Genomic DNA, 13,005 nt, shown 5'->3' on the forward strand with positions numbered 1-13,005 from the left:
ACAACAAACATGATCGAATTGAATGAAAAAAGCATTGTTAAAATAGACGGTGACGTATCATCACCAAAAGGCTTTGAAGCGAAGGGGATTCATATTGGATTACGCTATTCAAAAAAAGACCTTGGACTCATTATCAGTGAGGTGCCGGCAGCGAGTGCAGCGGTATATACACAAAGTCACTTTCAAGCTGCGCCTCTACAAGTCACTCAGAAAAGCTTAAAAAAGACAGGACAATTAAAAGGTGTCATTGTCAATAGTGCCATCGCCAATGCATGTACCGGTGAACAAGGTTTGAAGGACGCATTCGAAATGCAGGCAGCCTGCGCAGATATGTTAGGGGTAGAATCTGATTACATTGCTGTCTCTTCTACTGGTGTCATTGGAGAGTGTCTCGATATGGATAAAATCAAAAAAGGCATCACTCAGCTGAAAGAAGCAAAAGCAGGAAATGGTCATTTTGAAGAGGCGATCTTAACGACAGATACAGTCATTAAAAATACAACATACACCCTGACGATAGACGGCAAAGAGATTCTAATTTCAGGTGCAGCAAAGGGTTCTGGCATGATTCATCCGAACATGGCAACGATGCTTGGCTTCGTGACAACGGATGCAAATGTCGAGCAGGAAGCACTGCAAAACGCACTTCGTGACATTACCGATGTGACCTTTAATCAAATTACCGTCGACGGGGAAACATCGACAAACGATATGGTACTCGTGATGGCAAATGGCATGGCAGAAAATGAAGTGCTAAATGAAGAGCATCCAGAATGGCCATTGTTTAAAGAAGGATTAAAGCTAGCTTGTGAGGATCTTGCCAAAGAGATTGCAAGAGATGGAGAAGGTGCAACGAAATTAATTGAAGCGCAAGTTGCAGGCGCTAAAAATAATTTAGAAGCCGGTATCATAGCGAAGAAAATCGTTGGTTCAAGTCTAGTGAAAACAGCCGTATATGGCACCGACGCCAACTGGGGGCGTATCATTGGAGCCATTGGTCATAGTGCAGCTTCCGTCACACCGGAAGAGGTAGAAGTGTATTTAGGCGGACAATGTCTGTTTAAACATAATGAACCGCAGCCATTCTCAGAAGAGGAAGCAAAAGCGTATCTAGAGCAGGATGAGATCACGATTTTGATTCAAATGAATGAGGGAGATGGTGAAGCAGCAGCATGGGGCTGTGACCTTACCTATGATTATGTGAAAATTAACGCGAGCTATCGCACATAATGAAGGAGATAGACATGGATAAAACGATCGTGTTCAAGTGTGGAGGCAGTGTCATTCGAGAACTTTCAGATACTTTTTATGAAAATGTCCGCTCACTTCAAGCTGCTGGATTTAAGCTAGCTATCGTCCATGGCGGAGGTCCTGAAATCACCAGCATGCTGCAAAAATTAGAAGTGAAAACAGAATTTGTTGATGGGCAGCGCAAAACAACGAAGCCAGTATTAGAGGTAGCTGAAATGGTCCTTTCGGGAACGGTCAATAAATACTTTGTGTCAGAGCTCGCAAAGCATGATATTTCATCTGTCGGCGTATCTGGGAAAGATGGGCAGATGCTTGTCGCCGATTTCCTCGATCAAGACGTGTACGGGTACGTTGGCGAAATCAAAGAAGTCCATCCAGAGATGGCAGAAGCATTAATGGAAGCACAGTTTATTCCTGTTATTGCACCGCTGTCTATGACAGAAGAGTGCCAAACGTTAAACGTCAATGCTGATTTAGCAGCATCAGCTGTCGCAGGAGCGATGAAAGCCGATAAGCTCATGTTTGTCACAGATGTGGAAGGCATCTTAAAAAATGGTGAGCTTTTAGATGTCGTCACCGAGCAAGAAGCTCTTTCACTCATTGATGAAGGTATTATTTCCGGGGGAATGATTCCAAAAGTACAATCCGCTTTGAGTGCTTTATCAGGAGATGTGGATGAAGTCATGATCGTGAATGGCAAAGGCAGTATCTTTACAGGGGAAACCTTTAAAGGAACAAGAATTGTGAAACAAAAGGAGGCGGTCCTGTGAGTCATCTCTTTCAAACATATGGACGGTGGAATGTTGAAATTAAAGAGGCAGCAGGTTCTTGGGCAGTCGATACAAATGGAAAAAAATACTTAGACTTTATACAAGGCATTGCGGTCACAAATCTAGGCCACAATCACCCAAAGGTCAATCAAGCCATCAAGAAGCAGCTTGATCACGTCTGGCATGTATCGAATCTATTTGAAAATGGACTGCAAGAAAAAGCAGCAGAAAAGCTGGCGGCAAACAGTTCAGGGGACCTCGTGTTTTTCTGCAATAGCGGAGCTGAGGCAAATGAAGGTGCGATCAAATTAGCGCGTAAATCAACAGGGAAAACAAATATCGTGACATTTTTGCACTCATTTCATGGGCGTACGTATGCTGGTATGGCTGCTACAGGTCAAGATAAAATCAAAACTGGCTTTGGCCCTATGCTGGAAGGCTTTCATTATGTACCGTTTAATGACCCAGACGCTATTGCGGCGTGTGAAGTCGATGATGTGGCAGCGGTGATGCTCGAGGTTGTGCAAGGAGAAGGTGGGGTAAATCCAGCGACAGCAGAATTTCTAGAAGCCGTTCAAGCGTTTTGCAAAAAACATGAAGCACTGCTGATCGTAGACGAAATTCAAACGGGTATTGGACGTACAGGGACAGCATTTGCATACGAGCAGACTGGACTTGATCCTGATATTATCTCTTCTGCTAAAGGCTTAGGAAATGGCTTTCCAGTCGGTGCAGTCATCGGGAAAAAGGCTTTAGGAGATGCATTCTCACCAGGTTCACACGGAACAACCTTTGGTGGCAACATGCTTGCAATGGCCGCAGTGAATGCAACACTCGATGTCATTTTCAAAGAGGCGTTTCTTACAGAAGTCAAAGAAAAAGGCGCTTATCTGTTAGAAAAGCTGCAAGATCTGAAACAACTGAATATCGTAAAAGAAGTACGCGGAAAAGGATTGATGGCAGGGATTGAATGTCATCAGCCAGTCGGTGATTATATCACAGCTCTTAGAGAACAAGGGTTGCTAGTACTTCCAGCTGGTCCGAATGTGATTCGGTTATTACCTCCGCTGAATGTGGAAAAGGCAGAAGTAGATCAAGCAATAGAAGCGATTACTCAAGTTTTAGCAAATGAAACAGTGCCGGTATAAATTTTTTTACACCAAAACGCATAAAAATGCATTTGTATTACTAATTATTCAATTTGGGGTGACACAAGCATGAAAGGTTATTTAAATTTAGAAGATGGAGCCTCTTTTGAAGGAGATCTGACAGGAGAAGCTGGCATGACAGGTGAAGTGGTTTTCTTTACAGGGATGACGGGTTACCAAGAGGTGCTCACAGATCCTTCCTATAAGGGACAAATCATTGTTTTCACATATCCACTCATCGGAAATTACGGTATTAATCATGAAGACTTTGAGAGCAAAAAACCACAAGTGAAAGCTGTCGTTGTATATGAAGCAGCTGATCATTTCTCTCACCATCTTGCAGCGGTTAGCTTAAAAGATTATTTACAGAAGTGGAACATTCCGCTTCTGACACATACCGATACGCGTGCAGTCGTACAAAACATCCGGGCAAATGGGACGATGAACGCTGTGATCAGTGTAGACGAAAACGAAACACCGCCTGCCATGAAACAAGACAATGTGGTCGCACAGGTGACAGATGACGAGATCTACACACAAGGCAGCGGCGAGGAACATATAGCGCTCATTGATTTTGGCTTTAAAAAATCAATTGCAGATTCGCTTGAAGCGCGCGGCTGTAAAGTAACCGTCATTCCGTACAAACAACTGGAAAAGGTGTTTGAGATCAAGCCAGATGCGATTCTGCTGTCAAATGGACCAGGTGATCCAAAAACAATGAAGCCATATTTAAAAACCATACATGACATCATGATGACCTTCCCGACACTTGGGATCTGCTTAGGTCATCAATTAATCGCTCTAGCACTTGGCGGGGATACGTATAAGCTTCCATTTGGCCACCGCGGGGCGAATCACCCTGTACAAGATACAGAATCCAAACGTGTTTTCATGACCAGTCAGAATCATAGCTATGTGGTGAATGAAAAAAGCATGAATGACAAAGAAGTGGATGTGAAATTTCTTCACGTAAATGATGGATCTGTCGAAGGATTCATTCATAAAGAGAAGCTGATTATGTCAGTTCAATTTCATCCAGAAGCACACCCAGGTCCTGCTGAAAGTGAATGGGTATTCGATGATTTTATTGAGAAAGTGAAACAAGCAAGGAGAGAAGTTGCACATGCCTAAAGATCAAAGCATACAAACCATTCTAGTCATCGGGTCTGGTCCAATCATTATTGGTCAGGCAGCAGAATTTGATTACTCAGGAACACAAGGATGTATGGCTCTAAAAGAAGAGGGCTACAAAGTCATATTAGTGAATAACAACCCAGCAACCATTATGACAGACGAATCATTTGCTGATGAAATCTATTTTGAACCGCTTTCAGTTGATTCAGTGACAAGAATCATCGAAAAGGAAAAACCAGATGGTCTTTTAGCCAATCTTGGCGGACAGACCGCTTTAAACCTTGCTGTCGAGCTAGAAAAAGCCGGTGTGCTGAAAAAACACGGGGTAACCCTGCTCGGAACGTCAGTTGAAACAATTGAAAACGGTGAAGATCGAGAGAAATTCCGTGCTCTCATGAAGCAGTTGAACGAACCTGTGCCAGATAGTGAAATTGTGGATAATGCAAAGGATGCCCTTCAATTTGCAAAAGAAGTAGGCTTCCCAGTCATCCTAAGACCAGCATACACACTTGGCGGAAAGGGCGGCGGAATTGCTTTAACAGAAGAAGCATTTAAACCGCTTATTGAAGGAGCCCTTTTAGCGAGCCCGATTCATCAGTGTTTAGTTGAAAAAAGCATTGCTGGCTTTAAAGAAGTCGAATATGAGGTCATGAGAGACCGTCAAAATACGTGTATTACGGTTTGTAATATGGAAAATATCGATCCAGTTGGTGTGCATACAGGAGACTCGATTGTCGTTGCACCTTCGCAAACATTAACGGATCAGGATTATCAAATGCTTCGTTCAGCGAGCCTGAAAATCATTTCAGCACTGGATGTAGTCGGTGGATGCAACATCCAATTCGCCCTTGATCCACTCAGTAAAGAATACTTTGTCATTGAGGTGAATCCGCGGGTTAGCCGTTCATCCGCTCTTGCCTCAAAAGCAACGGGCTATCCGATTGCTAAAATGGCAGCAAAGCTTGCGGTAGGCTATACACTAGACGAATTGAAAAACCCGCTCACAGGCACAACTTATGCTAGTTTTGAGCCGGCACTCGATTATGTCGTCGTGAAATTCCCGCGCTGGCCGTTTGATAAATTCAAACAGGCGGATCGTCAATTAGGCACAAAAATGAAGGCAACTGGTGAAGTCATGGCGATTGACCGTAATTTAGAGTCGGCCATTCAAAAAGCTGTCGCATCCCTTGAAATCAAAACAAAGGGCTTCCACCTGCCAGAATTGAAAGGCCAATCGACTGAACAACTATTTGAACTGATCAAAACACCAGACGATCGACGTTTCTTCGCTGTCATGGAGCTTCTTTCAAGACAAGAAACGGTCGAAACGATTCATCAAGCGACGAAAATCGATCTATTCTTCTTACATGTGTTCAAGAATATGATCACACTCGAACAGGAATTGAAGAACCATGAGGGAACGCTCTCAAAAGACACCTTGAAAAAGGTAAAGGAAAAGGGCTTCCTTGATGAAACGATTGCTCTTCTGACAGGCCGCAGTGAAGAGGCCATTAGACAGCTTCGTCAAGAATATGGTATTACGGCTTCATTTAAAATTGTCGACACATGTGCGGCGGAATTTGATGCAAAAACGAACTACTTCTATTCCACATACTTTGGCAAAAGTGATGGAGAGCATCAGGAGAAAACAAAGCAGCGTGCACTCATCATTGGCTCTGGTCCGATTCGAATTGGGCAGGGAGTCGAGTTTGATTATAGTGCAGTGCATGGTGTTCTTACCCTGCAAAAGCTTGGCTTTGAAACCATCATGATGAACAACAATCCAGAAACGGTCAGTACGGATTATGAGATCGCAGATCGTTTATATTTTGAACCCATTACATTAGAGCACATCTTAAACGTTGTCGAAGCAGAACAAATTGATTTCGTCATCGTCCAATTTGGCGGACAGACTGCCATCAATGTAGCAGAAGGCTTAGAAAAAGCGGGCGTCACGTTGTTAGGTACATCCTTTGACACGCTAGATGCGCTGGAAGATCGTGATTTGTTCTATCAGCTTCTTGATGAACTGAATCTTCCTCATGCAAAAGGAAATACGGCTGACTCAAAAGAAGAAGCACTCGCTCATGCAAGAAGCATTGGTTACCCTGTGTTAATTCGTCCATCGTATGTCATTGGCGGAATGGGAATGATCGTTGTCCAGTCAGAAGCACATTTGACATCCCTGCTTGATCAGCCAGATCATTTGCCGTACCCAATTTTAATTGATGAGTATGTTACTGGAAAGGAAGTTGAAGTGGATCTGATTTCTGACGGAAAAACGACCTTCATTCCAACGATTGTGGAGCATATTGAGAAAGCGGGCGTCCACTCAGGTGACAGCTTTGCCATTTTACCAAGTGTCTCCATCAGCGAGGACATCAAACAGCAGGTGCATGCTGCGTCCGAACAAATAGCGAAGAAATTAGCGTTTAAGGGCATTATGAATATTCAATTTGTGATCAAAGGGGATCAGGCGCTTGTACTAGAGGTAAATCCGCGGGCAAGCCGGACCGTTCCAGTCGTCAGTAAAGTAATGGGCATTGACATGATTCCGCTTGCGACTCAATTATTAGCGGGTGCGACGCTTGAAGAACTGAACCCTGCAACGAAAAACAAAGGGGGAACAGCGGTCAAATTCCCAGTCTTCTCATCACATGCCATTCAAGATATTGACTTAAAGCTGACACCTGAAATGAAAGCGACAGGAGAAGGAATGTGTGTAGGCAAGAACGCTGAAAGTGCCTTGAAAAAAGTGTTTGCAACGATCTGGCATCAGAAAGGCAGCCTCTTTATAAAAGGCAGTGACCAATTGGTAGATGAAGCGAAACAAGCAGGCTTTGACGTCTGGACGGACAGCTTTGAAACTTGGCTGCAAAACGAAGATAAATCCCTTCATATCCATTTAGGGGAAGATGAAGAGGCGAAAGAGCAGCGTATAAAAGCACTCACACATGGCGTCCAAGTCCTAACCGAATATGAAACAGTTCAAGCATTCCTGCAAGGGAAAAATGGAGATGTATCACCAGTATCACTCCAAGAATTATACAAAAAGGAAGTGACGGCATGAGTCAAGTCGACGTGCAACCGGCATTATACGGAAAAGACTTTTTATCGTTAAAAGATTTCTCAATCAATGACATTGCTTATTTAATTGAAAAAGCAGAAGAAATGAAACAAAATCCCTATCAAGATTTATTCAAAGGGAAAACGTTAGCGATGATCTTTGAAAAATCGTCAACTAGAACCCGTGTATCGTTTGAAGCGGGAATGACGCAGCTTGGAGGGCATGCGCTCTTCCTCAGCTCAAATGATTTGCAAATTGGCAGAGGAGAAACGATCAGTGATACAGCGCAGGTGCTGTCTGGCTATGTAGATGGCATTATGATTCGGACCTTTGAACATGAGAAGGTCGAGGAGCTGGCGCAATACGCGTCCATTCCTGTCATCAATGGACTGACTGACTACTCCCATCCATGTCAGGCACTTGCTGATTTATTGACAATTAAAGAAGCAAAAGGCACACTAAAAGGTGTGAAAGTGGCGTACATCGGTGACGGAAATAACGTGGCTCATTCCTTGATGGTCGGCTGTGCGCAGCTAGGCTGTGACATTGTCGTTGCATCACCAAAAGGCTATGAACCACTTCAAGAAGTAACAGACACGGCACGTGAGTTTGCAAAACAATCAGGCGCAGAAGTCATCGTTACGACAGACCCAATCGCTGCTGTTCAAGATGCAGATGTCATTTATTCCGATGTGTTTACAAGCATGGGGCAGGAAGCAGAAACAGAGAAACGCCTTGCTGAATTTAAAGAATATCAAGTCAATGACGAACTAATGCGTCATGCAGCAAAAGATTATATTTTCCTTCATTGTCTCCCGGCACACCGCGGAGAAGAAGTGACAGCAGACATTATTGACGGGCCGCACTCAAAAGTATTTCAGCAGGCAGAAAACCGCCTGCATGTACAAAAAGCGTTAATCAAAGAGCTCATGTATCAACAAACCAAATAATGAAAAGTGTCCCTGACTCGTAGGAGCAGGGACTTTTTGCATAAAGGATTGGAGAGGCAAATGACGGGACATAATAACATCATCGAGAAAGGAGGATGGAAATGGGTCAGAAGCATCAGTTTAAATCCGGGAATAAAGCGCCAAATAATGGTGTGTATATCGAGATCGGTGAAACGGGCAGTATGGTGAAAGATCCTTTAAAGATTAAGCTTCAAGCAGGCGACGTCTTTCCGGATAACTCGAACCATAATCGTGTTTGGACCTACCAGAGAAAGCCGTAAGCAATTGACTAAGAGTCAGTAGGAATAAGTCTTTAGAGGCATGTGTCATGCCTCTTTTTTCTTTATAATAAAAAACAATTAAGTTCAAATTTTCAAATAAATAGTATGAAAAAGAGAGAGCTTAAGGTAAAATATGTAATTGAGATTAACTTGTTGAAAGGATTTGTGTGATGGAAAAGATGAATCTCAGTGAAAGTGTTTGGAATAAACGCTTCACCTCATTATTCATATCAAGACTCATAAAAAACACAGGAGAAAGTTTTGCTTTTACATCCGTCCTTTGGTTATTGATTTTGAGAGGGGATGGAGCACTCGGTACAGGACTTCTCCTAGCAGTAACTGTTCTTCCTTCATCTTTGCTAGCCCCAATACTAGGACCTCTTATGAAAAAGCACCATTTGTCTAAATGGATGTTCGCTTCAGACGTCGTTCGAGCAACAATTGTACTCATTATTCCGCTTCTGCATTTTTCGCATCTATTACCTTTATGGTTATTGATCTCATTAATGGTTATTCAATCGGCAACAGGTGCAGCATATAATCCAGCTTCTGTGGCGATTTTACCGCAGATTGTTCCGAAGCATCTGATTCAAAAAGCAAATGCAATCCTGCAATCTTCTTTTGAGATTGTCGCACTTGCAGCAGTTATGGTGGCAGGTCTCTTGGTCAAATTAATCGGACCTGCAGATACCCTGCTCATCACCACTGCCTTATTCATCATATCCGGCCTGTTTATTATCGGCGTCAAACTAAAGAAAACCGATGAAGAAAAAGCAGCAGGCATTAAACAAGCAAAAAATACATATTTGTATAACTTAAAAAGAGGTTTTCTCGTCGTCAAAAATCATCACATTTTATTTGCACTGACGCTGTATTGTATTTTAATGAATGTCGCCGCAGCTCCGTGGCAGGCACTATCTGCTGTATACGTAGCAGAAGCACTGCAAAGCGATTCCATGGTGTATTCCATTTTAAGAGGTGTTGCCGCAGTCGGCGCGTTTATGATGGGCTTTGCTCTAGCGAAAGTGAAAATTAAGAGATTTGGTTTGTTCTTTATTGTCGCTGGTATGATTGAAGGGGCTGCATTCTTTATCACAGGAATGAGTACCTGGCTACCAGTCGTTCTACTTGCTTCCTTTATATTCGGTGCCGCCGTTAGTGCGATCAATGTACCGGAAATGGTCATTATTCAAACGTCTGTCGACCAAGATGATCAGCCGCAAGTATACGCCGTGATCAATGCTTCATCAAATGTTTTTCTCCCGTTTGCAGCTGTCGTATCAGGCGTCCTGGCAGAAAGATTTGGAGCGGGACCTGTCATTGCTGGCGGCGGGGTCCTTGAAATTTTATCAGGTATCGCGATCTTCCTGTTTACAGGGCTTGCGAAAAGCCATTTGACAGCAGACAAACAGAAGTCCAAAACCGTCGAGGTGTAACCGATCAAAAAACCCCCTGTGGCTGCAGGGGGTTTTAGCGTACCGCTTTTCAATCAAAAAGAAGAAGAGCTAAAATCAAGATCATTTTAGCTCTTTCTCACATTCATGTCTTACGTATTAAGAGTGTTTTGTTGAACTTTCCGTTTCTTTCATTGGACTTACTTCAGCAAAGATGAATAAAATAACCGTAAACACCACTGCAAGAATAGAAGTCAAAGTAAAGTCATAAGCAGCGCCATTCATCGAGGCAACGATGTAACCAGCCATATGTGTCAGCAGAAAAGTCCAAATGAGGGTGATAATATAATGCATAATCCCACCGTCCTTTATGTAACAATCTATTGATTATCATACCATAGATACGAGTGAGGGGAAAAGACTGTTTTAGCCTTTATGTGACCATTTTTAGACCTTCTGCTATAAAAATAAAAAGAATTCTTCTGTCATTAGGGGATTTCCTTATTCCTACAAGAGTTGTTGTTCATATCATAGAAAGCAGAATCACTGAAAGGAGGCTGGCCATATGGGTGTAAGCGAACGGTTTTTCCAGCTTGGTTCCCAGTGGAACGTCATTCACCTTCCTCAAAAACCAAATGGCTTTGGCATTCTTATCCTCGGTGACCGAAATCACTTTGTGCAGGAAAATACATCATTCTGGCTTCAGCACTATGGAAGAAACCAGCTTTTAACTGCCTTAAAGGATGAAGGATATACATTGTTTAATAGTCATCTTCATGGGAATCACTGGGGATGCGAAGATGCTGTTTTTAGTGCAAAGCAGCTCGTTCATCACACATTAAAACAAGAAATATTAAACCGGGAAATTCATGTGCTGGCAGAGGGGATGGGTGCACTCGTTGCCATGAGCCTTGCGGAAGAGATGCCAGAAGTGCTAAGGTCCATTGCGCTCGTGAATCCATGTCTGCATCTCTATGCACAACGAGAAAGAGAAAAGGAACACAAATTCTTTTATAAACAGCTGATCAAAGAATTAGCGAAGAGCTACGGCTGCTCTGAAAAGGAGGCGGAAACGTATCCACTCCCTGCTTGCCCTGTTCATTCTGCTCATGTACCGATTCACATATGGCAAAGACTAAACGGCGCACCATATGCATATGAACTGCATGCAAAGCCTTTTATTGATCAGCATATGAGGAATCCAGAGCATTGTCAGATCGATCTCACCTTGCATATGTTTGATCATCCGAGAAGAATCTTTCAATCCATTCACAAGTTTTATAAATCGCATGAAAGAGAATTGTGATGAATAGGATGATAACAGCCCTTCATGGAAAGGGCTCTTCTTTTTATTCGATAAGCTAAAAAAGGGGACATGAACATGGAAACAGGACTGATCATAGGGGCAGATGAATTTTTTGGCCTAGCGCTGTGTGAATATATGATGAAAGAGGGCATTCAAGTGGATATCACATGTCCTCATGATCATACAGAAGAGCAAGAGATGTTATTAGAAGAGCGAATGATGTGGCTTGGCAGAAATGATCTCTTCCGTGTCATTGATCTTCAGGATGGAAAAGACACGTATGACCTCATCTTTATTCAATCAGAAGAGCCAGATAAAAGACCGGAAGACATGAAAGCGAAGCATGGCATGTACCGGGTTCTTTACGAAAAACCAGAAGACGAATCGTCCAATCAGAATGTGCCGGCTGTTATTCTTCCCCGCATGTTCGGGCCATGGACACTTAATAAAGAAAGAACTAAGCGTGATGAAGCATTTTTTGTAGAAGATGTGGCAAGGGGTTTGTTCAAGTGGGCATCGGGCACTGAACAACGGCAGGAAATGACATATGAATTGAAGGTAGAAAGACAAACGGATGACAAACAAGCAGAAGAAATGATGGCAGAATGGAAAAGACAAAACTCAACATTTTTCGACAAAAAGCAAGAATGATCTTCCATCTTATCTTTTTTCAGTATAAAATAAACCTATATTTAACATACAGGTTCATGCCTGCATGTGGCAAAGGGAGTTGAACATGGCATGAAGTTTCAGCGGCTTGTCATGATCTTTTCGTTCCTTCTCCTATTATCTGCCTGCACACAGGCACCTTTAAAAGGACAGATTGAGAAGGTGGGTTTACTCGTCCCCGATACAATTAATGATCAAGTTTGGGGAACGAAAGGTTATAAAGGCTTATTAAACATTCAATCAGCATTTGGTGTAGATGTTTATTATAAGGAAGGAATGGTCGACAAAGAGAAAACCGTTGATGCCATTGAAGAATTTCACAAAAAAGGAGTCAATTTGATTATTGGCCATGGCAATGAATACAGCGAAATTTTCAACTTAATTAGTGAAGATTATCCGAAAACACAATTCATCACGGTAAATGGAAACAAGCCTCAGGCGGATAATGTCGCGAATGTGACGTTTAAAGGTGAAGCGATGGGCTTTTTCGGAGGTATGACAGCAGCACATATGTCAAAATCAAAAAAGATTGGTATTCTTGCTACATATGATTGGCAAAGCGAAGTAGATGGCTTTATCAAAGGTGCAAAATATCAAGATGAACATGTACAAGTGCTTGCAGAGTTTGTCGAAAACTGGGATGATGCTGATAAAGCCGTGAAGCTCTATCAAAAATTGAAAAAGCAGGGCGTGGATGTTGTATATCCAGCAGGTGATGGTTATAATATCCCTGTCATTGAACAAATCAAAGCCGATAACTTATCAGCGATCGGATATGTCACCGATCAATCCAACCTCGGCAGTCATACCGTCTTAACAAGCACAGTCCAGCATGTGGATAAAGCGTACAGTATTATTGCGAAGAAATTTAATGAAGGCAAGCTAAACGAACAAGGTGACTACTCCTTTGACTTTAAAGAAGGAGTGATCGAAATGGGGAAATTTAGTTCCACCATTGACCGTGCTTTTGTGAAAGATATTGAAAGTGATATTGCGTCTTACAAAAAAACTGGCAAACTGCCAAATGAAAAGTGA

At 42.6% G+C, this 13,005-nt stretch carries 12 protein-coding genes; 11 read left to right on the forward strand and 1 reads right to left on the reverse strand.

What is annotated here, in order from left to right:
• Positions 1–9: 9 nt before the first annotated feature.
• From argJ to C6W21_RS01165, 8 genes are all read left to right on the forward strand, one after another.
• Positions 10–1,230, forward strand: coding sequence for a bifunctional ornithine acetyltransferase/N-acetylglutamate synthase (gene argJ / locus C6W21_RS01130; RefSeq protein ID WP_106048990.1), 1,221 nt, complete (start codon positions 10–12; stop codon positions 1,228–1,230).
• Between the two features lie 14 nt (positions 1,231–1,244).
• Positions 1,245–2,021 (forward strand): acetylglutamate kinase, encoded by a 777-nt coding sequence (argB, locus tag C6W21_RS01135; RefSeq protein WP_106048991.1) that lies wholly within the window; start codon positions 1,245–1,247, stop codon positions 2,019–2,021.
• A complete protein-coding gene (gene argD / locus C6W21_RS01140; protein ID WP_106048992.1) occupies positions 2,018–3,169 on the forward strand; it encodes an acetylornithine transaminase in 1,152 nt (383 codons plus the stop codon). Before argB ends, argD begins: the two co-directional genes overlap by 4 nt.
• A 69-nt stretch (positions 3,170–3,238) precedes the next feature.
• A complete protein-coding gene (locus C6W21_RS01145; RefSeq protein WP_106048993.1) occupies positions 3,239–4,300 on the forward strand; it encodes a carbamoyl phosphate synthase small subunit in 1,062 nt (353 codons plus the stop codon).
• A complete protein-coding gene (carB, locus tag C6W21_RS01150) occupies positions 4,293–7,373 on the forward strand; it encodes a carbamoyl-phosphate synthase (glutamine-hydrolyzing) large subunit (RefSeq protein ID WP_106048994.1) in 3,081 nt (1,026 codons plus the stop codon). Before C6W21_RS01145 ends, carB begins: the two co-directional genes overlap by 8 nt.
• Positions 7,370–8,320, forward strand: a complete 951-nt coding sequence (gene argF, locus C6W21_RS01155) for an ornithine carbamoyltransferase (protein ID WP_106048995.1) — start codon at positions 7,370–7,372, stop codon at positions 8,318–8,320. Before carB ends, argF begins: the two co-directional genes overlap by 4 nt.
• Before the next feature lie 101 nt (positions 8,321–8,421).
• On the forward strand, positions 8,422–8,601 hold the full coding sequence (locus C6W21_RS01160) for a YjzC family protein (RefSeq protein ID WP_034663316.1): 180 nt from the start codon (positions 8,422–8,424) through the stop codon (positions 8,599–8,601).
• Between the two features lie 170 nt (positions 8,602–8,771).
• Positions 8,772–10,037: an MFS transporter gene (locus C6W21_RS01165; protein WP_106048996.1), complete on the forward strand. Its 1,266-nt coding sequence runs from the start codon at positions 8,772–8,774 to the stop codon at positions 10,035–10,037.
• A 117-nt stretch (positions 10,038–10,154) separates the two neighbouring features.
• Here the strand turns inward: C6W21_RS01165 and C6W21_RS01170 are convergent, their stop codons facing one another.
• On the reverse strand, positions 10,155–10,349 hold the full coding sequence (locus tag C6W21_RS01170; protein ID WP_003211779.1) for a YjzD family protein: 195 nt from the start codon (positions 10,347–10,349) through the stop codon (positions 10,155–10,157).
• A gap of 211 nt (positions 10,350–10,560) precedes the next feature.
• Here C6W21_RS01170 and C6W21_RS01175 point away from each other — a divergent pair, with 211 nt between their 5' ends.
• The 3 genes from C6W21_RS01175 (at position 10,561) to C6W21_RS01185 (ending at position 13,005) form a co-directional block, all read left to right on the forward strand.
• Positions 10,561–11,301 (forward strand): alpha/beta fold hydrolase, encoded by a 741-nt coding sequence (locus C6W21_RS01175; protein WP_106048997.1) that lies wholly within the window; start codon positions 10,561–10,563, stop codon positions 11,299–11,301.
• Between the two features lie 75 nt (positions 11,302–11,376).
• A complete protein-coding gene (locus C6W21_RS01180) occupies positions 11,377–11,952 on the forward strand; it encodes a nad binding enzyme (RefSeq protein ID WP_106048998.1) in 576 nt (191 codons plus the stop codon).
• Between the two features lie 90 nt (positions 11,953–12,042).
• Positions 12,043–13,005 carry a BMP family ABC transporter substrate-binding protein gene (locus C6W21_RS01185; protein ID WP_106048999.1) on the forward strand — a complete coding sequence of 321 codons (963 nt, stop codon included), beginning with the start codon at positions 12,043–12,045 and terminating at the stop codon, positions 13,003–13,005.

Origin of the sequence: Bacillus sp. NMCN1 (assembly GCF_002998085.1) — a bacterium.
Taxonomy (GTDB): Bacteria; Bacillota; Bacilli; order Bacillales; family Bacillaceae; genus Bacillus.